This is a genomic window from Demequina sp., from assembly GCF_047975725.1.
Taxonomy (GTDB): Bacteria; Actinomycetota; Actinomycetes; order Actinomycetales; family Demequinaceae; genus Demequina.
Window position 1 is genome coordinate 42267 of the sequence record NZ_JBKEED010000021.1, and the last position, 25766, is coordinate 68032.

Here is a 25766-nt window from a genome sequence, read left to right on the forward strand (position 1 = left end):
TTTTCACGGGGTGTGGCGCAGTTTGGTAGCGCGCGTCGTTCGGGACGACGAGGTCGCAGGTTCAAATCCTGTCACCCCGACTCTGTGCGAAAGGCCCGGACCTGATGGTCCGGGCCTTTCGCCTTTCCGCGCTCTCCGCCACCGCACCCGGCCGCGGCACCCTCTTCTGGTTCGCGTAGACGTGGCCCACATCTGGGCGTCGCGTGCGCGCCACGCGTGGGTGGGGGTGCGGGCGCCAGCGCGTGCCAGGGCATGCCCTTGAAGTGCCCGTAGCGGTTCGTGCCGGCAATGCATGAGTGACCCGCCCATTCCCTTGCAGAGCGGCTGTCGCCGGATCCGACGGTGCACTGCCTAGCTAGGGCTACCAGTTCAAGAGTCTGGTAGCCCACCGTGCGGATTTGTTTCTAGGCTCACCAACTGCGCTTGGCCCGCCCGCCGCCACTCGATAGCATCAGCGCGACGGAACAGAACGCGCCAGAGACGACGGGCGCACCGCTAGATGCCGAAGGAGCGCGCGCAATGGGGACGTGGCCGGATCACTACCTAACGTTCGACAACCTCGACGATGCGCTGCGCGCGTTCGAGATGCCGGTGGGTAACGTGCCGGCCGTGCGAGAGGTCATGGCAGGACTCGACGTGGCGACCTACTACGTCATTGAGGACTCGGCCGCCTACATCGGTGTGGAAGGGCATCGCGGCCCGCCCAACCTTGCGTACATCAACAAGGGCCACATCGACATGCGGGGCGACAACAAGGCGTGGACCCGTCATGTGCTGCCAGAAAACTCGCTTGGCGGCCGCAGGGGAAGCGGACGGCGGGGAGCCCAGCTGGACGTGGTGCCCGACGTCTGCCCGGTGTGTTCCTACGCTCTGCCCGTCAGCGGGATTTGCGGCGAATGCGAGTAACGCTCGAGCGGACACGACACGTCCCAAACACGTATCTCGACTGTATGGGTGAGGCGCGAGGACGTCAGGTCGAAGCAGAAGTCGTGACTGTCGATCCTGCTGGCAAGATGAGGTCGAGGCCCTCTGCCCGAACCCCGGGGCCGTAGTTGCTCGCCAATTAGCCTCGGGCTTTACGGGGCATCAGTTGGAGGCACTCCGGGGGCATGCCACCAGAACCCAGTGTGATCTAGCGTCATATGGGGCATAGAGCGAGCATGCTGAATGCCCTGGTGAACTAGCAGTCAGGCGACTCGTTGCGAACTGCTTGCAACTAGCGTGATGCACCTCCTCCAAAGGACGAGGTCGCAGGTTCAAATCCTGTCACCCCGACTCTGTGCGAAAGGCCCGGACCTGATGGTCCGGGCCTTTCGCCTTTCCGCGCTCTCCGCCACTGCACCCGGCCGCGGCACCCTCCTCTGGTTCGCGTAGACGTGGCCCACATCTGGGCGTCGCGTGCGCGCCACGCGTAGGTGGGGGGTGCGGGCGCCAGGGCATGCCAGGCCGTGCCCGGCGCCCTGTTCTACGCGTAGCGCGCAGCACGACGCGAGAACTGGGCCAGGCCTACGCGAACCGCGGCAAGGTGAGGTGCGGGGCGGTGCGGGGGCGGTGCGGGACCCAGGCAGGCCCCGGCCTACGCCTGATACGCCCCAGCGGCGGCGCGATACTGCTCGCGAATCACGGGCCGGTGGTCGGCAGCGAGTGACGCGACGGTCTGGACGGGCCATGCGGGACGCTCGCCGGTCAGCACCCACGCGGCCTGGACGGCCGCCCCGAGCGCGACGTACTCGGCGGGCTCGGGGATGACGACCGCCGCGTCGAATACCTGCGCGGCAATGGCCTGCACGGCCGGGTTCTGGGCGGCGCCGCCCACGAAGAGCAGCCGATGCGGGTCGAGCCCTTGGGCGCGCACGGCATCAAGGCCGTCGGCGAGGGCGCACAGCATGCCCTCGATGGCAGCGCGGGCCAGGTTCTCGCGAGTGGTGGAGGTCAGCGTGAGACCGATCAGCGACGCGGTCGCGTCAGGCAAGTTGGGCGTGCGCTCGCCCTCGAAGTAGGGCACGAGCACGGCCCCACTGGCGCCAGGCTCGGCTGCCAGGGCAAGGGAGCCGAGCTCATCGTGGGTCACTCCTAGCACGCGCGTGAAGGCGTCGAGCACGCGCGCAGCGTTCAGGGTCGCGACGAGTGGCAGGAACGCCCCGGAGGCGTCGGCGAAGCCAGCGACCGCTCCCGTCACATCACAGGCAGGGGTGTCCGTGACGGCGAACACGGTGCCCGACGTGCCGATCGACACGATCGCGTCACCCGGCTGTGCACCAAGGCCCAGCGCCGCGCCCGCGTTGTCTCCCGCTCCGGGCCCAATGGCCACGGCCGATGCGCTGGCGGAGTAGCCGCTCGCGCCTGTCCCTGCGGGCTCGCCGGGGCCGAGCACGCGCGGCAGCACCGCGTCGTGACCGAGTGCCGCGATCAGCAGGTCGCGGTCGTATTGGCCAGTGGCGGGGCTCCAGTAGCCCGTCCCGGATGCGTCCGAGCGGTCGGTCGTGAGCTCCTCAAGGACGGGGCCCAAAGGAGATTCGTTGGCCGGCCCGTAGCCGCGCAGACGCCAGGTGAGCCAGTCGTGGGGCAGCGCGACGGCCGCCACGCGTGCGGCGTTGTCGGGCTCGGCGTCGCGCAGCCAGCGCAACTTGGTCGAGGTGAACGAGGCGACGGGCACCAGGCCGGTGCGCTCCGCCAGCACCTGCGCGCCGAACTCCTCAATGAGGTCGGCAGCGGCCCCCGCGGAACGAGTGTCGTTCCACAGCAGCGCATCGCGAATCACGCGGCCGTCGGCGTCGAGCGCGACCATGCCGTGCTGCTGGCCGCCGATGGACACCGCGGCGACGTCGTCGAGCCCGCCAGCGCCGTCAAGCGCCTCGCGCAGCGCTGACCACCACGCGGCGGGGTCGACCGAGGTTCCGTCGGGGTGCGAGGCGCGCCCCGTGCGAATCACCTCGCCGGTGTCGAGGTCGCGTACGACCACCTTGCAGCTCTGGGTGGAGGAGTCCACGCCGGCGACGAGCGTCATCGCGCGTCCTTTCGGGTTGGGAGGGTGACGGGGGTGAAGCGGGTGACAGACAGGAGTGGGCCGATGCGGTGGTCACCTATGGGAGGTGACCACCGCATCGGCCCGGCAAGACGGTGGGCGCGTTGAACCACGTGGAGCGCCGCTGGCCGCCCTGCACAGGGGTGGGCGGCTAGCCGCGGGCGCCCATGAGGTGCTCGACGGCGAGCTGCTGGAGGCGCACGTAGCCAAAGCCGTTGCCGTCGAAGTAGGCCTCGGCGTCGAAGTCCTCGAACGTCGAGGAGTCCGCCTTGAGGTCGGCGACGCTCTCGCCCTCGGCGAGCGTGGACTGCGCAAGTTCGGCCTGCTTGGTGGCGGCGATGGCCTCCTGGACCTCGGGGTCCGCACGGAAGGCCGCGGCGCGCTCCTTGAGCAGCAGGTACATGCGCATGTTGGCGCGCGCGGACTCCCACACGCCGTCGATGTCCTCGGTGCGCGAGGGCTTGTAGTCGAAGTGGCGGGGGCCGGAGTAGCACTCGCCGCCGTCGGGCCCGCCGTTCTCGAGCAGGTCCACCAGGGAGAAGGCGTTGATCAGGTCGCCGTGGCCGAACACCAGGTCCTGGTCGTACTTGATGCCGCGCTGACCGTTGAGGTCGATGTGGAACAGCTTGCCCGCGTCGAGGGCCTGGGCGATGCCGGCGGTGAAGTTCAGGCCGGCCATCTGCTCGTGCCCCACCTCGGGATTGAGGCCAACCAGTTCGGGGTGGTCGAGGGTCTCGATGAAGCCAAGGGCGTGACCCACGGTGGGCAGCAGGATGTCGCCGCGGGGCTCGTTGGGCTTGGGTTCGATGGCGAACTTAATGTCGTAGCCCTGGTCGATCACGTACTGGCCAAAGATGTTGGCGGCCTCGCGGTAGCGCTCGAGGGCCACGCGGACGTCCTTGGAGAAGTCGTATTCGGCACCCTCGCGGCCGCCCCACATTACGAAGGTGGTGGCTCCCAGTTCTGCGGCCAGGTCGATGTTGCGCAGGATCTTGCGCAGGGTGAAGCGGCGCACGGCGCGGTCGTTGGAGGTGACGCCGCCGTCCTTGAACACCGGGTGGGAGAAGGTGTTGGTGGTGATCATCGGGATGGTCATCCCGGTCTCTTCGCATGCCTTCTTGAGGGCGTCGATTGCCTCGCGACGCTCCGCCTCAGAGCAACCGAACGGGAACAGGTCGTCGTCGTGGAAGGTCATGCCGTACGCGCCAAGCTCGCTGAGCTTATGGATGGCCTCGACGGCGTCGAGGGGGGCGCGGGTGGCAGAACCGAAGGGGTCGTTGGCGGGCCAGCCAATGGTCCACAGGCCAAAAGTGAAGCGGTCCTCGCGGGTGGGGGTGGGTGACATGAGATGTCGCTCCGATCATCGTCGATCTGTTAGGTTGTTGGCTCCAACATAAAGCCGATGCGGTGGCATGTCAAAACTTCGCCGCCGAGTCGGGAAGGATGTCGTCTTGTGATCGACCACACCACCGCACGAGCGCTCACTGCCGGGCGCGGCAGCCGCAACGAAGCGACGCGACGACACAACTTGTCGACGCTGCTGGCGCTCGTGCACCATCGGCGCGGGATGACGCGCGCCGAGCTCACCCGCGCCACCGGGCTCAACCGCTCGACCATCGGACTGCTCGTGGCGGACCTGGTCGCCGCAGGGCTCGTCACCGAAGAGGCCGCGGTCACGGGCGTCGTAGGACGGCCCAGCCCCATGGTCGTGCCGAACCCGCAGGTGGTGGCACTCGCGATCAACCCTGACGTCGACGCGGTGATCTTGGGAGTCGTGGGCCTGGGCGGGGTCGTGCACGCGCGCGAACGCATCGAACTGGACCGGGTGCCCACGGTTGAGGAGTTTGTCGACGTGGTGCGCGCCAACGCGACCCGGCTGATGGCCAAGGGGCCGTATCTGGTGACGGGTGCCGGGGTCGCGGTGCCAGGCCTCGTGCGGGTGCGAGCGGGAGCCGTCGCACGTGCCCCCCACCTCGGGTGGCGAGACGAGGACGTCGCTGGGCCACTCGCATCGGCCCTCGGGATCGACGTCTATGTGGACAACGATGCCAAGGCAGGACTCGTCGCCGAGACGCTCTTTGGCGCCGGACGTGGCCGTTCGACGCTCGTGTATCTCAACGGCTCCGCCTCCGGAATTGGCGGCGGCGTCCTCGCCGACGGCGTGGTGCTGCGGGGCGCAGAGGGCTTCGCTGGCGAGCTAGGTCACACGCTCGTGCGCGTGGGCGGGCGGGCCTGCCCTTGCGGGCGCACGGGCTGCCTCGAAAGCGAAGTCAACATCCAGCTGCTTGAGCAGATCGCCGGCCCCGGGGTGATTGACCACGAGGACATCGCAGGATCGCTCACCGCGCACCCATCGCCCGAACTCGCTGCGGAAATCGACCGGCAGGTGGACACGCTTGCGCACGCCATCGCCTCGTTTGCCTCGGTGTTCAACCCCGAACTCGTGGTCCTGGGTGGGTTCCTCGCGGCTTTGCACGCCGTGCGTGAAGAGCGGCTCGACCAGGCGCTCGCGTCGCTCGCGTTCTCGCCGCTAGGCGACTCGCTCGCCGTGGTCAGGGCGGAACTCGGCGACGAGCTGCTGGTGGTGGGCGCAGGAGAACTGGCCTTCGCGGCCCTCATCGCCGACCCCCTCGCAGAAGACGAGGACGACGACGAGGAGTAGGGGACGCGACGAGCGGCCCCTCGCGTCGCTCGCCTAGAAGCCCAGTTGAGGAGCGGAGGCCGCAGCGCGAGTCTCGATGCGCTCGGCCACCAACTCCGCCACCTGGATCGCGTTGAGCGCCGCACCCTTGCGCAGGTTGTCGCCCACGATGAACAGGGCCAGGCCGCGCCCGCCGTCCACGCCGGTGTCCTGGCGAATGCGGCCCACGTAGGTGGGGTCCTGGCCTGCGCCCTTGAGCGGCGTGGGGATCTCGTCGACCACGACACCCTCGGCGGCCTCGAGGATCTCGTAGGCACGGGCGGGGCTCAACGGACGCTCGAACTCGGCGTTGACCGACAGCGAGTGGCCCGAGTACACCGGCACGCGCACGCACGTGCCGGACACGCGCAGCTCGGGAAGGCCCAGGATCTTGCGCGACTCGTCGAGCAGCTTGCGCTCCTCGACGGTCTCGTTCGAGTCGTCGCCCACCAGGTCGCCCGCGAACGGGATGACGTTGAAGGCGATGGTGTCGACATAGGTCTGGGGCTGCGGGAAGTCCACGGCGCGGCCATCCATGGCCAGCGCATCGGCCCCCTCAGCGACCGCGCGCACCTGGGTGCCGAGCTCGCTCACGCCGGCCAGGCCAGAGCCGGACACGGCCTGGTAGGTCGAGACGATGATGCGGGTCAGGCCCGCTTCCTCGTGCAGCGCCTTGAGCGCGGGCATCGCGGCCATGGTGGTGCAGTTGGGGTTGGCGACAATGCCCTTGGGGATGTCGTTCAGAGCCTCGGGGTTGACCTCCGAGACCACGAGCGGCACCTCGGGGTCCATGCGCCACGCGCTCGAGTTGTCCACCACGATGGCGCCAGCTGCCGCGAACTGCGGGGCGTACTCCTTCGAGGGGCCGCCGCCAGCGGAGAAGATCGCGATGTCGATGCCCGCGTAGTCTCCCGAGGCGATGTCCTCGACCGTGATGCCGGCGCCCAGGTGGTCAAGCACGGTGCCCGCCGAGCGCGACGACGCGAAGAACCGCACGTTTGCCTCGGGGAAGCGCTGAGCGACCAGCTCGCGCATGACGGTGCCCACCTGTCCGGTGGCGCCTACGACTGCGATGGTGATGCTCATCGGCCGGTCCCTCCATACACGACGGCCTCGCCGCCCTCGATGTCCAAGTCGAACGCCGTGTGCACGGCGCGCACCGCGTCATCCAGCAGCTCCGAGCGGGTGACCACGGAGATGCGGATGTCAGAGGTGGTGATCATCTCGATGTTCACGCCAGCGTCGCGCAGCGCCGCGAAGAACTTGGCGGACACACCCGAGTTGGAGCGCATGCCGGCGCCGATCAGCGAGATCTTGCCGATGGTCTCGTCGGTGCGCAGGTCCGCGTAGCCAATCCCGTCGCGGTCCGCCTCGATGGCCGCGGTGGCGCGGGGGATCGAGTCCACGGGCAGCGTGAAGGAGATGTCGGTGACGCCCGTGACCGTCGCGGAGACGTTCTGGACAATCATGTCGATGTTGACGTCGGCCTTGGCGACGGCCTCGAACAGGCGTGCGGCCGAGCCGGGCACGTCCGGCACACCGATGACCGTGATCTTGGCCTCGGAGCGGTCGTGCGCGACGCCGGCGATGATCGGGTCTTCCATCTGATCTCCCTCATCAGTTTCGCTCGTCACCCAGGTCCCTTCAAGGCCTGAGAAAGACGAACGCACGTGGATCGGAACGTCAAAGCGCCGTGCGTACTCGACGCAACGGGGCATGAGGACCTTCGCGCCCGAGGCCGCGAGGTCGAGCATCTCCTCGTAGGAGACGCGGGCGAGCTTGCGGGCAGAAGGGACGATGCGCGGGTCGGCAGTGAACACGCCGTCGACGTCCGTATAGATCTCGCACACGTCAGCGGCAAGGGCGGCGGCGAGCGCAACGGCGGTGGTATCCGAGCCGCCACGACCCAGAGTGGTGACGTCCTGGGTGTCGGGGTGAAGACCCTGGAATCCCGCGACGATCGCCACGTCGCCGTCCTCGATGGCCTTCTGCAGGCGGCCAGGTGCCACGTCGATGATGCGGGCACGGCCGTGGTGCTCGGTGGTGATCACGCCGGCCTGCGGGCCGGTGAACGCCTGCGCGCCCACGCCCTGCTCGCGGATCGCCATGGCCAGCAGCGCCATCGAGATGCGCTCGCCAGCGGTCAGCAGGATGTCCATCTCGCGGGGTGCGGGGTCAGTGGTGACCGCATTGGCGAGGTCGATGAGTTCATCGGTGGTGTCGCCCATGGCGGACACGGCCACGACCACGTCGTTGCCGGCGCGCTTAGTCTCGACGATGCGTCGGGCGACGCGAGAGATAGCGTCAGCGTCCGAGACGGAGGATCCTCCGTACTTCTGCACCACGAGAGGCATGCGTGTGCTCCAGGAATGTCGACCGGGATGGGCGCGCCCGCGCGGGCGCAGTCACACAGTCTAGTGGGAGGCCTTGCGGGACCGAAAACCCCTCCCTCCCGCCCCCGGCCCCCGTCCCACCGCCCCCGCGGTTGATACCCGTCTCGACGTCCCCAGCAAGGTGAGAGCGCGCCCGATACCCATCTGAACCGTGCGGCAGGAGCGGGTGACCCGTGCGGCAGGTGCGGGGCGGTACCCAGACCACACGCGCATCGGCCCTTTCCCCGAGCGAACTCAGGGCGTCGAGCGCCCAAGATCAGGGGTGTCCCTCATGCCCGAACTCGCGAGCCACTGCCAAACTGAACGGCGATGGCGATGGCGCAGCACGTGCGCTGTCAACAGGCGGGCGACCGCCACCACTGAGGGGAATCTGAATGACAGTCACCCAAGAGGCGCCGGCGCTGACCGACGCGATCGCGGTCGAGGGGGTGGTGCGGTCCTTCGGCTCGGTGAAGGCGGTCGAAAATGCGACCCTGCGGGTCCCGCGCGGCCATGTCACCGCACTGATCGGCCCCAACGGCTGCGGCAAGACCACGCTGATGCTCATGCTCGCGGGCCTGCTCAAGCCGGACGCCGGCACCATCTCTGTTGCGGGCCACAACCCGCAGACCGATGCTGCCGCCGTGCGCGCCGCGATCGGCTGGATGCCGGACCAGTTGGGCTCGTGGGACAACCTCACGTGCCTCCAGACGCTGACGCTCATGGGTGAGGCCTACCGGATTCCGCGAGCCACTGCCCGCGAGCGTGGCCTGTCGCTGCTGAGCCGCGTGCACCTCGAGGAGTTCGCCAACCGTCCCGCGCGCGTGCTGTCGCGCGGCCAGAAGCAGCGACTGTCGCTGGCCCGCGCGCTCGTGCACGACCCCGCCGTGCTGCTGCTCGACGAGCCCGCCAACGGCCTGGACCCCCGCTCGCGCGTTGACCTGCGCAACCTGGTCCGCGAGTTCGCCGCCGAAGGCCGTGCCGTCCTGGTGTCGAGCCACGTGCTCGCCGAACTCGACGAGATGGTCGACGACGCAGTCTTTATGTCCAAAGGCCGTACTGCCGGCGACGACGCCGCCGCCATGGTGGCCGATGCGCGCCTCAAGTACCGCATTGACGCCCTCAACCCTGCGGCTCTGCAAGACGCGCTCCGTGAGGGCCGCGTCGAGTTCGAGCCCACCGACACGGGCGTAGTGACGCGTATCGCCGACGAGGCCAACGCGGCCAAGGCCCTCGCCTGGGTCGTGGGTCGAGGCGTGGAGGTGTACCGATTCGGTCCCGTGGGCTCGGCGCTCGAGCAGACCTACCTGGCGATGAACGAGGAGCGGCGATGACAGCCCAGACCACCGACACCGCCGCGCACGACCCGCACGTGCCCGGCTCCGACGTCGTCGTGAAGCCCCCACAGCGTCGCGGTAACCCGTGGCTGCCCTCGTTCCATGGCGTGGGCCTGGTGACGCGCATCGAGTTGCGTCGCCGCCGCCCCAGCACCAAGGGGTACGTGTTCTACGGCATTCTCTTTGGGCTTGTGGCACTGATTTGTGTGCTCGCGGTGCTCTTCACCCCGCCAGAGTTGTCGTCGACCAACTTCGAGGTCGTGCTGCTCATGGTGTTCGGCGTGGGCATGCTGATCGCGCCCTCGTTGTCCGCCACCTCCATCAACGGCGACTCAGGTGAAGGCGTCCTTGCGCCGCTCCAGATGTCGCACCTCACCGCCGGGGACATCGCTTTCGGCAAGCTCATCGCGTCCTGGGTCGTGACCCTGATCGCGCTCGTGGCCGTGTCGCCGTTCCTGATCTACACGTTCGTCAGTTCGGGCTGGATGATCACGGAGTTGCTCATCACGCTCGGGGCGATCCTGCTCGTGGTGCTGGCGTTCACCGCCGTGGGCCTGGCGTGGTCGTCGATCGCGGCGCGTGCCGTGGCTTCGGTGGCGCTCGCGCACCTGACGACGGGCCTGTTCGTCATCGGCACGCTGATCGCGTTCGGTGTCTCGACCACGCTTGTCACCGAGGAGTCGCCGCTGAGGGAGAAGTTCATCGACACCGAAAACTTGAGCACCGAAGCCCAAGAGGCACTCTGGACGGCCTGGGAAACCGGAGACTACTCGGCACTGAACCCGGACGATTACCAGTGTGTCGACTCCGAATGGGCCTACACGGTCACGCGCACCGACCAGGTCGCGTGGATCATGTTGACCAACCCGGTCGTGATGCTGATCGAGACCGCACCCATCGTGGATCCCGAGACGTATCGCCAGGATGGCCGCGCGGCGCCTGGGCTGTTCGCAAACCTGCACCGGTGGATCAGCGAGGCCCGCCTGGGGCCGATGGAGACCCTCGACGACTACGTGCCGTACGACGAGTGCGCCGAGTTGTTCGGCACCGGCGAGCAAGAGGAGCTCACCGCCGAGGAGTACGAGGCAATGGATGCCGAGTGGTCGGAAAGGTACGAAGCCCGCCAGAAGGCCGAAGCTAACCTCGAGCGGGCCCCGTGGCTCGGACTCGGCGTCACGGTGGCGCTGCTGATCGGCTCGATGGTGGTGGTCATCCGCCGTCTGCGGGTGCCGTACAAGAAGCTGCGCACGGGCACGCGCGTGGCGTAGTCGGCTGCCAACCCGCATCGCACATCGGCCCTCCCCTTTCCCGTCAAATGGATCCATTTGGCTTGCGAAGGGGGAGGGCCGATGCGCATGCGGCCCGCACGGACGTGTCGCCTCGCGTAGCCGTCGAGACGGGTATCAGGCGAGCGCGCACCGCACAGTCGCTGTCGAGACGGGTATCAACAGGGGGTGGGGGTGCACAGGGCGCGCACTGGGTTGGGCCTCGCCCCGCCAGACCTCACCCCTCCTCGACCCGACCCGCCAGGCCTCGCCCGGCTCACGAGCCAAATGGATCCATTTGGTGCAAGAGGGGGGTTAGGAAACCGTGCGGCGGCCCTCGAAGGCGCGGCCCAGGGTGACCTCGTCGGCGTACTCGAGGTCACCGCCCACGGGTAGGCCCGAGGCGAGGCGAGACACGGTCACGCCCATCGGCACCAGCATGCGCGTCAGGTACGTCGCGGTCGCTTCACCCTCAATGTTGGGGTCGGTCGCGATGATGACCTCCTGAACCTTGCCGTCGCCCAGGCGGGCGAGCAACTCGCGGATGCGCAGGTCATCGGGGCCCACGCCGTTCATGGGATCGATCGCTCCGCCGAGCACGTGATAGCGGCCGCGGTACTCGCGGGTGCGCTCGATCACGACGACGTCCTTGGGCTCCTCGACCACGCACAGCAGGTCCTCGGCGCGGCGGGGGTCGGCGCAGATGCGGCACTGCTCGGACTCCGCGACGTTGCCGCACGTCTCGCAGAATCGCACCTTCTCCTTGACGGTGGTGATCGCGTCTGCGAGACGCTTGACATCGGCGGCGTCTGCGGCGAGCAGGTGGAACGCGATGCGCTGGGCGCTCTTGGGGCCCACCCCGGGCAGATGCCCTAACTCGTCGATCAGATCCTGAACTGCGCCGTCATACATGGGCTCAAGAGTAGGCCGCGCGACCCACACTCACGCGCAGCGGGGCCGTCGCCGCTAGTCGTTGATGATGGTTCCGCCGAGCATCTGGGCCACGACGTCCGCGCCCGACAACTGTGCATCGGGTGCGGCGACGTCGTCGGGGGAGATGTCCTCTTCCATGCCCGGCTCGTCCCACGGCGGCGGCTCGTCGGCTGGCGGTACGTCGTCCATGGGGCCCGTGGCCACAGCCGACCCTGCTACAGCGCCACCCGCAGTGGCACCGGCCGCGGCGTAGTTCGGACGCTGCGCTGGCGAGGGCGTGGAAGGGGCGGAGGGGGCTGGCCGTGCAGCGGGCGCGGCCGCTTGAGCCGCACCCGGGCCGCGCGGTGCCTCGATGGCCTCGACACGCACATGTAGCCCCAAGGTCTCGCGCACCGCGAGGGCGACGTTCTCCGCGTGGGAGCTGCCATTGAAGCGGCCAGCGAGGGCGGCGTTGTCGAAGCCGAGCGTGAGGACGCCGCCGGTGAGGCTCGCGACCTGGGCGCTCTGGCTGATCATCGACCACGTCACGCGGCGCCGCTCGAGGGTGCCGAGAACCTCGGGCCAACGACGGCGCACGAGCTCGGCGTCCTCTGCCCCTCCGGCCACGTCTCCTGACGGAGCGCGCACCGGGGAGGGCGCGGAGGGCTCGGGAGTGGGGGCAGGCGGAGCCGACGCCGGGGCCTGCGCAGCCGGCTCGGGACCGGAGGCCGCAGGAGTAGGTGCGGGAGCGGGGGCAGCCTGCTCGCGCGCGGCCGCGAGGGCGGCCTTGGCGCGTGCCGCGCCGTCCATCGCGCTATCGGAAGCCCCGGAACCGGCAGCGCTCGCGGCCGGAGCAGCCGCCGCAGGAGCAGCGGCCGCAGGAGCAGCCGCCGCAGGAGCAGCCGGAGCAGCCGCCACCGGCTGCGCCGTCGCTCCGGTCGCGGCGGCAATGAGCCGCGCGCACAGCAGTTCAAGGTGCAGGCGGGGCGAGGTGGCGCCCACCATGTGCGTCAGGGCGTCGTTGACCAAGTCGCCAGCCTGGGAGGCGCGCGCAAGGCCAAGGTGGCGGGCCTGATCCTTGATGCGGTCGAGCTGGTCGTCGGGGACTTCGCCCAGGGCCTTGACTCCGTCGGCGCCCGCGGCGCACAGCAGGATCAGGTCGCGCAGCCGCTCGAGCAGGTCCTCGACAAACCGGCGGGGCTCGTGCCCGGTGCCGATGACTCGGTTGACGACGTCAAACAGTGAGGCGCCGTCACCGGCCGCGATGGCCTCGACAGCATCGTCGAGGAGAGTGGCATCAGTGAAGCCCAGCAGCGCGATCGCGCGCTCGTACGTGACGCCCGCGGCGTCGGACCCCGCCATCAACTGGTCGAGCACGGACAGGGTGTCGCGCACCGAGCCGCCACCGGCGCGCACCACGAGCGGCAGCACCCCGCCATCGACCTTGACCGATTCCGCCTCGCACAGCTGCGCAAGGTAGTCCTGCAACACCGTCGGCGGGACCAGGCGGAAGGGGTAGTGGTGGGTGCGCGAACGGATGGTGCCGATCACCTTGTCGGGCTCCGTGGTCGCGAAGATGAACCGCACGTGCGGCGGAGGCTCCTCGACCAACTTGAGCAGCGCGTTGAAGCCCTGGGTGGTGACCATGTGGGCCTCGTCCAGGATGAAGATCTTGTACCGATCACGGGCGGGCGCAAACGCGGCACGCTCTCGAAGTTCGCGGGCGTCATCGACACCGTTGTGCGAGGCCGCGTCGATCTCGACCACGTCCATGGACCCAGCGCCGCCGCGCGCGAGCTCCACGCACGAGTCGCACGTCCCGCACGGAGTGTCAGTGGGGCCCTGTTCGCAGTTGAGGCAGCGCGCGAGAATGCGCGCGGAGGTGGTCTTGCCGCAGCCGCGCGGGCCGGAGAACAGGTACGCGTGGTTGACCTTGTCCGCACGCAGCGCCTGCATGAGTGGCACGGTGACGTGCTCCTGGCCCACGACATCGGCGAAGGCGTCGGGGCGATAACGGCGGTACAGGGCGGTGCTCACGGCACTGAGCCTAGTAGCGGGCGGTGACACGCGCATCGGCCCTGCAAGGGGCCCACAGGGCGCCCGGGCATGAAAGGACCCCCCACGCACCCGACAGAGCCCGCTTGCCCTTGCTGCATTCCTGCCCTGGGGGAGTTGGGCGAGGTATCGCCACGTGGGGGGTCGCCGGCAAGTCTACCGCCGATGCGGATTTAGGCGATACGCCAATGCTCGGGTAGCATCTATGCGCCGGGAGGATTCGCCTAGTGGCCTATGGCGCACGCTTGGAAAGCGTGTTGGGTGCAAGCCCTCAGGGGTTCGAATCCCCTATCCTCCGCCAGATCAGTCCTTGCCGCTTCCAAGGTGGGTGCCCGTGAACCAAGCGCAGACCGGTGCCGATGCCAAGCGCCGCAAAAACGTGCGCCGTCACCGCCGGGAGCGCCAGATCGCGGTTTTTGGCGTGATGCTCATCGCCCTCGCGGCCCTGTTCTTTGCCGCGTTCGCGGTGTATCAGGGCAGGGCCGAGGGCCCCTTCTCCGCGGCCTTCAACACCCCCGCCGCTGAGCTCGAGGAGATCGACCTCGTGTGCCCCGCGAGCGGTAGCCTGCCGCTGGATCCTGGTCAGGTCGTGGTGCGCGTGAACAACGCCACCGACACCTCCGGACTGGCAGGTTCCGTCTCCTCGACCCTCGACGGGCGCGGGTTCGTGACGGTGGGAACCGCCAACTGGAACCGCGACTACGAGGACTATGTCCAGATTCGTTTTGGCGCAGACGGTGTGCAGCAGGCCTACACGCTTGCGCGCCAGTTCAACGAAGCCGAGTTGGTGCTCGACAGCCGCGAGGGCATCACGGTGGACCTGATCCTCGGCGACGAGTTCGCCGAGGCGCCCCAGCTGCGCGAGCCGCTGGCGCCGGAGCTCGACCCCGATGTGGTGCTCACCGCCGACGGTGAATGCCGGTCCGCGAGCCTTGTCGACGCCGAGCCCGCGCCGCGCATCCTGCCGGAGAACCCGCTCGCCGAGGCGAGCCCCACACCCTCGCCCGAGCCCGAGTCTTAATCTCCGGCTGAGTGCGCATCGGCCCGTCTGCCCGGGCGATGCGGTGGTTGAGCGAGGGCATCGGCCCAGAGAAGCGACAACGCGCCGGCGGGGCCGTAGCCCCGCCGGCGCGTTCCGCTCCGTGCGGCGCCTAAGCCGACAGCGTCCCGTGGAACGCCGTCCACGACTCGGGGGCGAGCGTGAGGGTGATCAGCCCGTCGCCGTGGGCGACAGGAAGGGCGTCCACGGGACCGTAGGCTTCAGCGTCGGCCTGGTTCTCGCGCGCGCCCGCCTGGTCGGCGAGCACGGCCGTGCCGCCCTCGATGCGCGCGGTCGCTCCGGGGTGGCGCAGGGTCACGGTCTGCTCCGCAGCGGACCGGTTGGTGACGAACAGCGCGAGCGCGCCCGTCTCGGGGTCCACGGTCGCGGCGGCCGTCACCACGGGCACGTCGCCGTGCTTGTCGGTCGCCATCACGGGACCGTCAGTGACCTGTACCTGCAGGGCGTCTCCCTGGGCAAGGCGTGCGGCGGTGGCGAAGGGGTGGAACGTGGTCTGCCGCCACGCTTCGCCGCCCGGCTCGGTCATGATGGGTGCGATCACGTTGACCAGCTGAGCCAAGCACGCGACGGCCACGCGGTCGGTGTGGCGCAGCAAGGTCACGAGCAGGTCGCCCACGACCACGGCATCGAGAGCGCTGTAGCGGTCCTCGATGATGCGCGGCGCGTCGCGCTGCACGGGCAGGTTGGCCTCGCCGGGGAAGCGGGAGACCAGGTACCAGACGTTCCACTCGTCGAACGAGATGGTGATGCGCTTGTCCGAGCGCTTCTCAGCGCCAATCGAGTCGGCGGAGGCCACCACGCGCTCGACGAACTTCTCCATCGCCGTGCCCGAGCCGAGGAACGACGCCCTGTCCCCGTCGAGCTCCTCGTAGTAGGCGTGCATCGAGATGTGGTCCACCACGTCGTAGCAGTGCGACAGCACGGTGCGCTCCCACGAGCCGAACGTGTCCATCATCATCGAGGACGACCCGCACGCGACCAGCTCGATGGACGGGTCCACCTGCTTCATGGCGCGGCCGGTGGCGGCGGCCAGGCGGCCGTACTCGTCGGCGTTCTTGTGGCCAATCTGCCAGGGGCCATCCATCTCGTTGCCCAGGCACCACAGCTTGACGCCGTACGGCTTCTCGCGGCCGTTCGCGATGCGCATGTCGGCCCACTTGGTGCCAGCCTCGCCGTTGCAGTACTCGAGCAGGCCGATCGCCGCGTCGATACCGCGAGTGCCGAGGTTCACGGCCATCATCGGCTCGATTCCCTCGCGCTCGCAGTACTGTAGGAACTCGTCGGTGCCCACGAGGTTGGGCTCGACGGTGCGCCACGCGAGGTCGAGGAACGGCTTGCGCTGCTCGACGGGGCCCACGGCGTCTTCCCACGTGTAGTTAGACACGAAGTTGCCGCCTGGGTAGCGCAGCATCGTCACTCCGAGTTCGCGGGTCAGGTCCGCGACGTCGCGGCGGAAGCCGAACTCGTCGGCCGTGGCGTGGTCGGGCTCGTAGATGCCGGTGTAGACGCACCGGCCCAGGTGTTCGACGAAGGAACCGAACACGCGTCGGTCAACGGGGCCCACCCGGAAGTCAGGGTGCAGGGTGATGGTCGTCATGGGTGCTCCTTTGCGGTAGACGATGCGGTGGCCCCCTCTGTTGAGTCAAATGGATCCATTTGACGGGGGTTTTCTTGGGTTTCACGAGGAAAATGGATCCATTTGACTCGGGAAGGGGGAGGGTTAGTGGGTCAGTTCTGCTTCCGTCCAAGCGATGGGCCAACCGTCCTCGGTCCACGCGAGTTCGCGGATGTCGAGGCGGTGGGCACCGCCGTTGGTGCCGTCGTAAAAGTGGGTGGCGAGGTAGCCGTTCGAGTAGGACTGACCCCCGGGGCCCACCATGTCTCCACGGGTGCTGAGGATCTCGTCTCCACCGTTGTACATCATGTTGTTTCCCCAGCTGTCGAGATAGGGGCCCGTGACGTTTTCGGCACGGCCCACGGCCACCGAGTAGGTGGAATCGAGGCCGGAGCAACACTTGTCGCGTGAGACGAACAGGTAGTAGTACCCGTCTCGCGCCACCACGTAGGGAGCCTCGATCGCGTTGGTCGCGTTGTTGCGGGTCGCGATCGTGACCGGCTCGGCGCCGTCGGCGGCCAGTCCAGAGGGCCACTCGAGTTCGATCATCTGGATGCCGCCCCAGAACGAGCCGAACGCCATCCACGGCGTGCCGTTCTCGTCCTCGACGATTCCGGGATCGATTGCGTTGTAGTTGGTCTCGCTCGGATCGGATCCCCACACGCGGCCCTGGTCGGTCCAGCCGTAGTCGGGGTCATCGATGTCGAGGGTGGGGGAGGTCATCAGCCCAATGACGGACTTGTTGGAGCCAAAGGTCGACGCCGAGTAGTACAAATACCAGGTGCCATCGTGCTCATACAGTTCCGGTGCCCAGAAGTTCTCGACGCCCGTGACCTCCTCGTAGACCCACTCGGGGCGGGTCTGCGCGTCCCACGCGGTCCCGACCATTTCCCAGGTCGCGCCCTCGTCAGTGGAGCGGCGAATCTGCGGCGCACCAAGGCCCACGCGCACGTCGCCGGTCGAGTACACGTACCAGTCCTCACCCTCCTCGCCCACGACGAGCGCGGGGTCGTGCGTGGCGATGTCACCTGAGATCTCGAGTCGCGTCGCGGCGTCGGTGGAGTCCCACGGCGCCCACAAGGCAATCGTTGTTCCCGCGATTGCTACCCCGAGAGCCACGACTGTGGCCGTCACGACGGTGGACTTCGATGGCCGGGCCATCAGGAGTCGCCGTCCGTAGCGGGGTCGGTGGCGGGGTCGAGCGCGACCCAGGCCACGCCGTGCGCGGGCACGGTCGCGACCAGGTGCCCGCCCTCGACGCGTGCGTCGGTGGCGCCGCCCCACAGTTCGGTGGCTGACACAGGGCCGATGCAGTGGCCCAGCAGGCTTGCCATTGGCACCTGGGCGAGGTGCTCTCCTTCGCCCGTCCAGAACAGGGCGGCGTAGGCGCGTTCGCCCTCTTGCGCGCGTGCGGACCAAGCGATGAGTTCGCCGCCGTCGAGGGGTTCGCGCAGGATCTCGCGGCCGTCGATCGAGCCCTGCAGTACCTCGGTGATCGCGGGGTTCGCGAGCAGTGCGATGGTCTGAGGAGTCGACATAGGCAGGTCGCCACCCATCATCAGGGGCGAGCGTGCCATGGTCCACAGCGACAGCAGCGTGCGCTGCTCGTCCCAGGTGAGCCGGCAGTCCCGAGGCTCGCCCCGCTCGGCGCGAATGCCGATGCGACCGAGCGGCAGCATGTCCGCGTCGGCCCATCCGCCGGCGCGCTGGAAGGGTGCCCAGCGTGCCAGGCGCGCGAACTGGGCGTGCACGTCTTCCCACCGGTCCCACAGGTCATCCGAGATGCGCCACATTTGTGCGTGTTCGCGCAGGTGCTCGGCGTGCTCGGTGGACAGGTGGGTGCCCGGGGACAGTGAGAGCGAGATGTCACGGCCGGAGCGTTCGATGGCGAGGGCGTAAGCCGCGATCTCGCGGTCGTAATACGGCGCCTGCATGTCGTCGGCCTTGATGAAGTCGATCCCCCAGGCGGCGAACTGGGCGACCTGTGCGTCGTAGTAGGCCTGCGCGCCGGGGTGATCGTGGTTGAGCCCGTAGTTGTCGGGGTTCCAGGCGCACACGTGCTCGAGGTCGGCCACCTGCGTGGCCGTGAAGTCGGTGCCAAAGATGGGCAGGTCAAGATCGACGGCCCGGCGTGGGATGCCGCGCATGATGTGCAGGCCGAACTTGAGGCCCAGAGCGTGCACCTGCGCAGCCAGAGGACCAAAGCCCGCGCCGCCAGCTGCGGACGGGAAGCGGTGGGGCGCGGGCAGTTGGCGACCGTACTCGTCGAGCTCGAGCGGTGCGCCCTCGTTGTACCCGTGGGACTTCGCCGTGGGGTCGTACCACGCGATGTCGACCACGACGGTGTCCCACCCGTGGGGCAGCAGATGCTCGGACAGGAAGCGCGCGTTGGCGAGCACCTCGTCCTCGGTGATGGTGGTGCCGTAACTGTCCCAGCTGTTCCAGCCCATGGGCGGGGTGATCGCGCGCATCGTCGGGCGTCTCCTTCTACATCGATGTAAGCAAAATGGTGCCTTTCGGGCCCCATCTAAGTCAACCGTACCCCGCTCGAGCGGTACACGCTGCCGTAGGGGCGCCTGCGCATCGGCCGCACCCATGCGGTAGACTGGGACCGGTCACATCGTCCATATGCCCTGGTAAAAGCGCTATCTAGGTGCTCTTGTCCAAATCGTTACCTGGCCCGGCTTGACCGTCGTCGCCGCTCCGTGTCACTCTTTCATCGTTGTAAAGAGGCGGGCGCAGTGCCCGACTCACGAGCCAGGGGTCAACGGTGACTGGACACCCGGATGCTGAGTCGCAAGGCTTGGCAGACTGTTGTCAGGGATGGACCTCACTCATCAACGATGATCAGAGAGGCAAGCAAATGCGTAAGAAGGGTCTCGCGGCTATCACCGCGACTCTGGCGGGAGCACTGTTGCTCTCCGCGTGTAGTTCCAACGCGGGTGAAGACGAGGTCGACACCTCGGGCGGTGACGCTCCCAACGAGCTCACCTTCATGTTCCGCGGTGGCGAATACGACAAGATCGCCTACGAGGCCGCGATCGAGAAGTTTGAGGCCGACACCGGCGCGGACGTGACCATGATCGTCACCGACGCCGACCAGTACGCGACCAAGCTGCAGGCGGCCATCGCCGGCAACCAGGTCCCCGACGTGTTCTACATCGAGTCCGGCCGCATGCAGGGCTACGTCTACGCGAACGTGCTCGCGGACCTCACCGAGTACGTCGACCAGGCCACCATCGACAACATCTGGGACTTCGGCACCGAGGCCTACCGCTTCGACAAGGAGACCGGTGTCATGGGCGAGGGCGCGCTGTACGGCCTGCCCAAGGACGTCGGCCCGTTCGGCTTTGGCTACAACACCGTGATGTTCGAGAACATGGGCATCGAGTTCCCCGACACGGACGAGCCCCTGACCTTCGACGAGTTCCTCGCGATCTGCAAGCAGCTGACCGTCGACCTCGACGGCGACGGCGAACTTGACCAGTGGGGCACCGGCCTCAACGTGACCTGGAACTCGCAGGCCTTCATCTGGGGCGCCGGCGCCGACTGGGTCTCCGAGGACCAGAAGACCGTCACCGTGGACGACCCGGCCTTCGCCGAGGCGCTGCAGTGGTTCGCTGACCTCAACCTCGTCGAGGGTGTCACCCCGTCCGCCGAGCAGGCGCAGACGCTCGACACCTACCAGCGCTGGATGGCCGGCGAGATCGGCTTCTTCCCCGTTGCTCCGTGGGACATCGGCACCTACACCCAGGTTGCTACCGACAACCCCGACGTGTTCGGCTACGACGTGATCCCTTACCCCGTGGCCAACGAGGGTGACGAGACCGCCACCTGGCTGGGCTCGCTCGGCATCGCCGTGTCCGAGAACTCCAAGAACAAGGAGCTCGCGGCTCAGCTCGCGACCTACCTGTCGACCGACCTCGACGCGCAGAAGATCCTCGCGGAGAACAAGGTTCAGATCCCGAACCTGAAGGACTACGCCTACGGCGAGTGGCTCGAGACCGATGCGGCCGCCGCTGGCTGGCCCGCCAACGTCGAGGAGTTCCTCCAGATCGCGGACGAGTACGGCCGCCCGCTGCCCGGTACGTGGACCTACACCCCGGAGTGGTACGAGAACTTCTGGATCGGCATCGAGAACGTTGTGGACAACGGCTCGCAGACGGCAGCGGACTTCCTCGCCGCCAAGCAGCCCGAGATGCAGGCGCTGCTCGACCAGTCGTGGGTCTCGGCCGAGCAGGCCAAGGCCGCAGGCTGATAGAAGGACCGGACGGGGGCCGGCGCGCACGCGCCGGCCCCCCACCGCCTCTGAGAGGACGATGATGTCAACAACAGCGCAGGAAGTGCAGGCCCCCTCTGAGGGCGGCACCGAGTGGACTAAGGCGCGTCGCAAGGCCTCCGCCAAGGCCAACCGCAAGCTCCACCGCAAGGAGTACATCTGGGCCGGAATCTTCCTGGCCCCTCCCGTGATCGGTTGGGTGGTGTTCCTGCTGGCACCGATGACCTTCTCGATTTACGCGTCGCTGACCAACTGGAACGGCCTGGGGAACATGGTGTTCATCGGGTTCGACAACTACATCAACCTGTTCCAGGACCAGTACTTCTGGAAGGCCATGGGCAACACGGTCTTCTACATGATCGGTATCCCCATTGGCCTGGTCCTGTCGCTGCTGCTGGCGCTCGCGCTCGCGCGCAAGGTGCCCGGTCGCACGTTCTTCCGCACGGTGTACTACATCCCCGTCATCTCATCCCTGGCCGCGATCGCCATCCTGTGGCAGTGGGCCTACAACGGTGACTTTGGACTCGTGAACCAGTTCCTGGGCTTCTTTGGCATTGACGGCCCCAACTGGCTCATGGACAAGAACTGGGCCAAGCCCGCCCTGATCATCATGGCGGTGTGGAAGGGCCTGGGCTACTCGACCATCCTGTACCTGGCTGCCGTTCAGGCCGTGCCGCGTTCGCTGTATGAGGCCGCCGCGCTCGATGGCGCCAACGGCTTCCAGCGCTTCCGCACCATCACCTTGCCCATGGTGCGCCCCGTGACCTTCTTCCTCGTGGTCACCAACGTCATCGGTGGAGCGATGATCTTCACCGAGATCAACATCATGACTCCGACGGGCGGCCCCTCGTGGAGCACCGCCTCCATCGTTTGGTACATCTGGAACAAGGCCTTCAAGAACCTTCAGATGGGTTACGCGACGTCGATGGCGCTCGTGCTGGGAATCCTGGTCCTCATCGTCACGGTGATCCAGTTCCGCATGAACAAGCGCAACGAGTTCTCGATCGAGTAGGGCAGACACTTCCATGAGCCTCAACGCCAACACCGTCCGCATGGCCTCCGCCGCGGCAACCCTCAACGAGAAGGCGCCGTCGGCGCCCAAGCTCTCTCGCAACCCGTTCCAGGCAAAGTCGGGAACCAAGGAGAACAAGGCCGTCAACTGGGTCCTGTTCGTGGTCCTGTCGCTCGGCGCCGTATTTATGGCAGCCCCGCTGCTGTGGATGTGGACCACGTCGCTCAAGACCAAGGAAGCCGTGTACTCGCTGCCGCCGCAGTGGATCCCCGACCCCTTCGTGTGGGAAAATTACGTGCGCGTGTTCGACGACACTTACGTGCTGTCGGGCATCAAGAACTCGCTCATTGTCGCGGTCTCGGTCACCGTGGTCGGCACCGTCTTCTCGGCCCTCGCGGCGTTCGCCTTGGCGAAGCTGCGCCTCCCGGGCAAGAACGCGATTTTCCTCGCACTGCTCAGCGGCATGATGGTCCCGTTCCCCGTCATCATGATTCCGCAGTTCGTAATGTTCGCGAACCTGGGCTGGGTCAACACGCTGCTGCCGCTGATCGTGCCTGTCATTCTGGGCAACGTCATCATGATCTTCTTCTTGCGCCAGTACCTGCACAACGTGCCGGACTCGCTGGTCGAGGCGGCCAAGATCGACGGCGCCTCGTACCTGAGGATCTTCTGGACCATCATTGTTCCGCTGATCCGTCCCGCCATCGCGGCGCAGTTCATCCTGTGGTTCATGGCGGTCTGGAACGACTACCTGGGCCCGATCATCTACCTAAACTCCCCGGAGAAGCAGACCCTTCAGGTGGTCATCGCCAACATGAACGTGCAGTACGCCACCCAGCGCGACTACCCGCTCATCATGACCGCATCGGTCATCTCCGTGATCCCGATCCTGGTGGTGTTCCTCATCTTCCAGCGTCAGATCATCGAGTCCGTGGCGCTGACAGGATCCAAGGTCTGACATGACTGAGCTCGACGAGGCCCCGCGCGCATCGCGCGGGGCCGGGGCCCCCGTGTCCCTCGACCCCTCCGCCTGGGGTGCGCGCAACGCTCACGACCCCACAGCGGTGCGCGACGATGACGGCATCTACTGGCTGTTCTCGACCGACGCCAACGCCGACGGCCCGCTGCCTGGCAGCGGAGCACAGATCCGCCGTTCCGCTGACCTGGTGACGTGGGAGTACGTGGGGTGCGCGCTCGACGGCGTTCCCGGGCCGGCGCGCGAGTGGTCGGGCGCCGAGGGCCTGTGGGCTCCCGACGTGGTGCGCATCGAGGCCGCTGACGGTGTCGAGTGGCGCATGTACTACTCGGCCTCGAGTTTTGGCTCGCGAACGTCGGCCATCGGCCTGGCCACCGCGCCGCACCCGTCCGGACCCTGGACGGACAAGGGCATCGTGGTCGCGACCCAACACGACCGTGACGCTCACAACGCGATCGACGCTCAGTTGCTCGTCGAGGGCGGGAGACACCACCTGGTCTACGGATCGTTCTTTGGCGGCCTGCACGTGTTGGGCATCGACCCGGTGAGCGGCTTCGCGCTGGACGCTCCGGCTCCAGGTGAGCCCGCATCGTCCTTTGGCACGCTCATCGCTCGCCGTCCCACGAGCGTCGACACCGCGCTCGAAGGCCCTTACGTGATCCCCCGGCCCGGCGGTGGATGGGCGCTCGTGCTGTCCTACGACTCGCTCGTCAACACGTACCACGTGCGCGTCGCGGTCTCGGAGAACGTCGAGGGGCCCTACGTGGATCCCGAGGGTCACGTGATGACCGACCTTGACGGCGACCCCGAGCGCATTGGCCTCACGGTGCTCGCAAGCCACCGCCTCGAGGGCGCCGCTGGCTTGCTTGCCCCCGGACACGCCGCGGTCCTGACCGAGGACACGCGTCAGCTGCTCGTCCACCACACCCGCCTGCCCGACGAGCCCCGCCAGCACGAGGTCCAGGTGCGACGTCTGGTGTGGACGGCGCAGGGCTGGCCCCTCATCGCGGTGCAGCCCTGGGCTGGCGAGCGCGAGAACGACGACGAGTCGACGTGGCCCAGTGGCGTCGATGAGCTCGTGGGTGAGTGGGAGATCGTCGACTATGCAGGGCCCACCCAGGAGGTCGTCGGCTCGCGCCTGCTCTCCGTGACGGCCGATGCGCTCGCTGGCCTGGTCGCCCACGGCAACGGCCGCTTTACTCGAGACGGCGACGCCCCGGTCGACGCGGTCGTGTTCCCCGCCTGGGACGCCGTGCGCGGCGTGCCTGCGCTGTCCTTCGCCGCCCGTGCGCCACACGGCTCGGTGGTGGTCGGCACCAAGGTGGGATGATGACGATCATGGCCAACCGGGAGCGCGACGCGCGCCGCGAGCAGAAACGTCGCAAGGTGTCGCCGCTCGAGGGGTCGCCCACGGACGCGCAGGACGTTCCCGGCTGGTCTGGTCGCATCATGGTGTGGCTACGGGTGGCCACCCAACTGGTCGGTATCCAGTTGCTGATGCTCGCTGGCATCGTGCTGGGTCTCGTGGTCGCTGGAGTGGGGCCGGCGCTCGCCTCCGGGGGTGCCCTGCTCGCTCGAGTCGTGGACGGGGATCCCACCGATCACCTGTGGCGCGACTTCTGGGCGGGCTACCGTGCCCAGCTCCCCCGCGCGGCCCTCGTGGTCGCCCCCGCGCTGCTCGTGGTGGGCCTGGCCTGGTACGAGATGCTCGTGCTGCAGGCGTACGGCACCAGCGGGCTCACCGCCGTCCTGACCGGCACCACCGCCGCGGTGGGGCTCTACGCGACCGCCTACCTCGCCTACGCGCCGGCGGTGCTGCGCCGGTACGGCGACCCACCGCTGCGCACCGCCCGGTTCCTGTTGGTCGCGCCGCTGGTGTCACCTCTCACGGCCCTGGGCTGCATGGTCACGGCGGTAGCGTTCACGGTGATCGGGCTGCGCTTTGTGCCCGTGCTGCTGCTCGCGGGAATGTCGGTCCCCGTGCTCCTCACCGGAATCCTCGTGGACCGTTTCCTCGACAAGGTCGACTCTCGCAACGACGAGGGGGACGACGAGCCGCCCGAGTCCTCCGAGGCACACTGACGCGCTGAGCGGCAGCCAGCCAGCGCATCGGCCCTCCCGGCCGTGTGGCGCCGGGTGGTGTGGCGATTAGGAGCGGGTCGACTCGCGCTCGACGAGCGTGAAGTCAGCGATCACGCGGCGGTACGGCTCGGCGTTGCCGGCAATGCGGTCAATCAACACGTCGATCGCGGTCGCGGCGATCTGTTCGCGACCCGGGGAGATCGACGTCAACGTGGGTGCTGAGTAGGACGCGTCTTCGATGTCGTCGAAGCCGACGACGGCGATCTGGCCGGGGACATCGATACGGCGGGCGTGCAGGGCGTGCAAGGCGCCCAGCGCCAGGGCGTCGTTGAGGCCAAAGATCGCGTCCACCTCGATGCCCGAGTCCAGCAGGTGGGCCACGCATTCGGCGCCCGTGGCGCGGTGCCACAGGCCACCCTCGACCACGAGCTCGGGGTCAAAGGGGATGCCATTGGCGGCCAAAGCCGTCTGATAGCCGAGGACGCGCAGAGCCGCCGAACCCATGGTCTCGCCAGCGTGCGCGCCAATGACAGCAATGCGACGCCTGCCCTTGTCGATGAGGTGCTGGGTCGCCGCGCGCGAGCCGTCCACGTTGTTCATCGTGACGTGGTCCCAGTCGCCGCCAAAGATGCGCTCGCCGAGCACCACGAGCGGATAGTTCACGGCCAGTGCCGCCGCGTCGTCGGGGCCCAGAGCAAGGGGGGAGAAGATCAGGCCATCGGTGAGCTGGCGACGCTCCGAGGTCAGCACGTCGAACTCGTGCTGACGGTCGGCGCCGGTCTGCTCGATGAGGACCACGAGCCCGCGGGCCTCCGCGGCGCGGATCACCGAGTCGGCGAGCTCGGCAAAGTACGGCAGCGACAATTCGGGCAGCGCCAGGCCGATGATCCCCGTGCGCCCCTGCCGCAGATTGCGTGCCGACAGGTTCATCTTGTAGCCCAGCTCGTCGATCGCGCGCTGAACTTTCTCGCGGGTCGCAGGGCGAATGTGCGGGTAGTCGTTGACCACGTTGGAGACGGTCTTGACGGACACGCCTGCTGCGGCGGCCACGTCGTGCATCGTTACCGCGGCTTTGGTACCGCCGTTCGCCATCCGT

At 67.9% G+C, this 25766-nt stretch carries 20 protein-coding genes, 2 tRNA genes and 1 other RNA gene; 12 read left to right on the forward strand and 11 right to left on the reverse strand.

Annotation, left to right across the window (positions count from 1 at the left end; translation table 11 throughout):
- Window positions 1–6 precede the first annotated feature (6 nt).
- Together ACK5NO_RS07570 and ACK5NO_RS07575 are read left to right on the forward strand one after the other, a co-directional pair.
- Window positions 7–80 (forward strand) — tRNA-Pro (locus tag ACK5NO_RS07570).
- A 439-nt stretch (window positions 81–519) separates the two neighbouring features.
- Entirely contained in the window at window positions 520–906 is a 387-nt protein-coding gene (locus tag ACK5NO_RS07575; protein ID WP_416812059.1) for a hypothetical protein, read from the forward strand.
- Between the two features lie 670 nt (window positions 907–1576).
- Here ACK5NO_RS07575 and xylB read toward each other — a convergent pair.
- Entirely contained in the window at window positions 1577–3007 is a 1431-nt protein-coding gene (gene xylB / locus ACK5NO_RS07580) for a xylulokinase (RefSeq protein WP_416812060.1), read from the reverse strand.
- A gap of 169 nt (window positions 3008–3176) precedes the next feature.
- A complete protein-coding gene (gene xylA / locus ACK5NO_RS07585; protein WP_416812061.1) occupies window positions 3177–4370 on the reverse strand; it encodes a xylose isomerase in 1194 nt (397 codons plus the stop codon).
- Between the two features lie 108 nt (window positions 4371–4478).
- Here xylA and ACK5NO_RS07590 point away from each other — a divergent pair, with 108 nt between their 5' ends.
- Window positions 4479–5687, forward strand: coding sequence for an ROK family protein (locus ACK5NO_RS07590; RefSeq protein ID WP_416812062.1), 1209 nt, complete (start codon window positions 4479–4481; stop codon window positions 5685–5687).
- 33 nt (window positions 5688–5720) lie between these two features.
- Here ACK5NO_RS07590 and ACK5NO_RS07595 read toward each other — a convergent pair whose 3' ends face one another.
- Both ACK5NO_RS07595 and ACK5NO_RS07600 read right to left on the reverse strand, forming a co-directional pair.
- Window positions 5721–6791 carry an aspartate-semialdehyde dehydrogenase gene (locus ACK5NO_RS07595; protein WP_416812063.1) on the reverse strand — a complete coding sequence of 357 codons (1071 nt, stop codon included), beginning with the start codon at window positions 6789–6791 and terminating at the stop codon, window positions 5721–5723.
- Entirely contained in the window at window positions 6788–8059 is a 1272-nt protein-coding gene (locus ACK5NO_RS07600; protein ID WP_416812064.1) for an aspartate kinase, read from the reverse strand. The genes ACK5NO_RS07595 and ACK5NO_RS07600 overlap by 4 nt, the downstream gene beginning before the upstream one ends.
- 413 nt (window positions 8060–8472) lie before the next feature.
- Here ACK5NO_RS07600 and ACK5NO_RS07605 point away from each other — a divergent pair, with 413 nt between their 5' ends.
- Window positions 8473–9411, forward strand: coding sequence for an ABC transporter ATP-binding protein (locus tag ACK5NO_RS07605; protein WP_416812065.1), 939 nt, complete (start codon window positions 8473–8475; stop codon window positions 9409–9411).
- The gene (locus ACK5NO_RS07610; protein WP_416812066.1) at window positions 9408–10682 is read left to right on the forward strand and encodes an ABC transporter permease; all 1275 of its coding nucleotides are present in this window, start codon (window positions 9408–9410) and stop codon (window positions 10680–10682) included. The genes ACK5NO_RS07605 and ACK5NO_RS07610 overlap by 4 nt, the downstream gene beginning before the upstream one ends.
- Before the next feature lie 312 nt (window positions 10683–10994).
- Here ACK5NO_RS07610 and recR read toward each other — a convergent pair whose 3' ends face one another.
- From recR to ffs, 3 genes are all read right to left on the reverse strand, one after another.
- Window positions 10995–11591: a recombination mediator RecR gene (gene recR / locus ACK5NO_RS07615; protein ID WP_416812067.1), complete on the reverse strand. Its 597-nt coding sequence runs from the start codon at window positions 11589–11591 to the stop codon at window positions 10995–10997.
- Between the two features lie 54 nt (window positions 11592–11645).
- Window positions 11646–13628, reverse strand: a complete 1983-nt coding sequence (locus tag ACK5NO_RS07620) for a DNA polymerase III subunit gamma and tau (protein WP_416812068.1) — start codon at window positions 13626–13628, stop codon at window positions 11646–11648.
- A gap of 70 nt (window positions 13629–13698) precedes the next feature.
- Window positions 13699–13795: signal recognition particle sRNA small type (gene ffs, locus ACK5NO_RS07625), an RNA gene on the reverse strand.
- A 64-nt stretch (window positions 13796–13859) separates the two neighbouring features.
- Here ffs and ACK5NO_RS07630 point away from each other — a divergent pair.
- Window positions 13860–13947 (forward strand) — tRNA-Ser (locus ACK5NO_RS07630).
- Window positions 13948–13980: 33 nt separating this feature from the next.
- Complete coding sequence (locus tag ACK5NO_RS07635; protein WP_416812069.1) at window positions 13981–14667, forward strand: LytR C-terminal domain-containing protein; 687 nt, start codon at window positions 13981–13983, stop codon at window positions 14665–14667.
- 130 nt (window positions 14668–14797) lie between these two features.
- Here the strand turns inward: ACK5NO_RS07635 and ACK5NO_RS07640 are convergent, their stop codons facing one another.
- From ACK5NO_RS07640 to ACK5NO_RS07650, 3 genes are all read right to left on the reverse strand, one after another.
- Window positions 14798–16303 carry an alpha-N-arabinofuranosidase gene (locus ACK5NO_RS07640; protein WP_416812070.1) on the reverse strand — a complete coding sequence of 502 codons (1506 nt, stop codon included), beginning with the start codon at window positions 16301–16303 and terminating at the stop codon, window positions 14798–14800.
- Between the two features lie 123 nt (window positions 16304–16426).
- Window positions 16427–17455: an arabinan endo-1,5-alpha-L-arabinosidase gene (locus ACK5NO_RS07645; RefSeq protein WP_416812071.1), complete on the reverse strand. Its 1029-nt coding sequence runs from the start codon at window positions 17453–17455 to the stop codon at window positions 16427–16429.
- A gap of 26 nt (window positions 17456–17481) precedes the next feature.
- Window positions 17482–18792, reverse strand: a complete 1311-nt coding sequence (locus tag ACK5NO_RS07650; protein ID WP_416812072.1) for an alpha-galactosidase — start codon at window positions 18790–18792, stop codon at window positions 17482–17484.
- Window positions 18793–19184: 392 nt separating this feature from the next.
- Here ACK5NO_RS07650 and ACK5NO_RS07655 point away from each other — a divergent pair, with 392 nt between their 5' ends.
- The 5 genes from ACK5NO_RS07655 (at window position 19185) to ACK5NO_RS07675 (ending at window position 24670) form a co-directional block, all read left to right on the forward strand.
- A complete protein-coding gene (locus ACK5NO_RS07655; RefSeq protein ID WP_416812073.1) occupies window positions 19185–20579 on the forward strand; it encodes an ABC transporter substrate-binding protein in 1395 nt (464 codons plus the stop codon).
- A gap of 64 nt (window positions 20580–20643) precedes the next feature.
- Window positions 20644–21612: a carbohydrate ABC transporter permease gene (locus tag ACK5NO_RS07660; RefSeq protein WP_416812074.1), complete on the forward strand. Its 969-nt coding sequence runs from the start codon at window positions 20644–20646 to the stop codon at window positions 21610–21612.
- Between the two features lie 13 nt (window positions 21613–21625).
- Window positions 21626–22570 (forward strand): carbohydrate ABC transporter permease, encoded by a 945-nt coding sequence (locus ACK5NO_RS07665; protein ID WP_416812075.1) that lies wholly within the window; start codon window positions 21626–21628, stop codon window positions 22568–22570.
- A 1-nt stretch (window position 22571) separates the two neighbouring features.
- Entirely contained in the window at window positions 22572–23918 is a 1347-nt protein-coding gene (locus ACK5NO_RS07670) for an arabinan endo-1,5-alpha-L-arabinosidase (RefSeq protein WP_416812076.1), read from the forward strand.
- The gene (locus ACK5NO_RS07675; protein WP_416812077.1) at window positions 23918–24670 is read left to right on the forward strand and encodes a YesL family protein; all 753 of its coding nucleotides are present in this window, start codon (window positions 23918–23920) and stop codon (window positions 24668–24670) included. Before ACK5NO_RS07670 ends, ACK5NO_RS07675 begins: the two co-directional genes overlap by 1 nt.
- A 66-nt stretch (window positions 24671–24736) precedes the next feature.
- Here ACK5NO_RS07675 and ACK5NO_RS07680 read toward each other — a convergent pair whose 3' ends face one another.
- Window positions 24737–25762 carry a LacI family DNA-binding transcriptional regulator gene (locus ACK5NO_RS07680; protein WP_416812078.1) on the reverse strand — a complete coding sequence of 342 codons (1026 nt, stop codon included), beginning with the start codon at window positions 25760–25762 and terminating at the stop codon, window positions 24737–24739.
- Between the last annotated feature and the right edge of the window lie 4 nt (window positions 25763–25766).

Bases quoted from the DNA above. Each gene is read 5' to 3' on its own strand.
- ACK5NO_RS07675 (WP_416812077.1), top strand. From the start codon at position 23,918: ATGACGATCATGGCCAACCGGGAGCGCGACGCGCGCCGCGAGCAGAAA.
- ACK5NO_RS07575 (WP_416812059.1), top strand. From the start codon at position 520: ATGGGGACGTGGCCGGATCACTACCTAACGTTCGACAACCTCGACGAT.
- xylB (WP_416812060.1), bottom strand. From the start codon at position 3,007: ATGACGCTCGTCGCCGGCGTGGACTCCTCCACCCAGAGCTGCAAGGTG.
- recR (WP_416812067.1), bottom strand. From the start codon at position 11,591: ATGTATGACGGCGCAGTTCAGGATCTGATCGACGAGTTAGGGCATCTG.
- ACK5NO_RS07680 (WP_416812078.1), bottom strand. From the start codon at position 25,762: ATGGCGAACGGCGGTACCAAAGCCGCGGTAACGATGCACGACGTGGCC.
- xylA (WP_416812061.1), bottom strand. From the start codon at position 4,370: ATGTCACCCACCCCCACCCGCGAGGACCGCTTCACTTTTGGCCTGTGG.
- ACK5NO_RS07605 (WP_416812065.1), top strand. From the start codon at position 8,473: ATGACAGTCACCCAAGAGGCGCCGGCGCTGACCGACGCGATCGCGGTC.
- ACK5NO_RS07665 (WP_416812075.1), top strand. From the start codon at position 21,626: ATGAGCCTCAACGCCAACACCGTCCGCATGGCCTCCGCCGCGGCAACC.
- ACK5NO_RS07655 (WP_416812073.1), top strand. From the start codon at position 19,185: ATGCGTAAGAAGGGTCTCGCGGCTATCACCGCGACTCTGGCGGGAGCA.
- ACK5NO_RS07650 (WP_416812072.1), bottom strand. From the start codon at position 18,792: ATGCGCGCGATCACCCCGCCCATGGGCTGGAACAGCTGGGACAGTTAC.
- ACK5NO_RS07595 (WP_416812063.1), bottom strand. From the start codon at position 6,791: ATGAGCATCACCATCGCAGTCGTAGGCGCCACCGGACAGGTGGGCACC.
- ACK5NO_RS07640 (WP_416812070.1), bottom strand. From the start codon at position 16,303: ATGACGACCATCACCCTGCACCCTGACTTCCGGGTGGGCCCCGTTGAC.
- ACK5NO_RS07660 (WP_416812074.1), top strand. From the start codon at position 20,644: ATGTCAACAACAGCGCAGGAAGTGCAGGCCCCCTCTGAGGGCGGCACC.
- ACK5NO_RS07610 (WP_416812066.1), top strand. From the start codon at position 9,408: ATGACAGCCCAGACCACCGACACCGCCGCGCACGACCCGCACGTGCCC.
- ACK5NO_RS07600 (WP_416812064.1), bottom strand. From the start codon at position 8,059: ATGCCTCTCGTGGTGCAGAAGTACGGAGGATCCTCCGTCTCGGACGCT.
- ACK5NO_RS07670 (WP_416812076.1), top strand. From the start codon at position 22,572: ATGACTGAGCTCGACGAGGCCCCGCGCGCATCGCGCGGGGCCGGGGCC.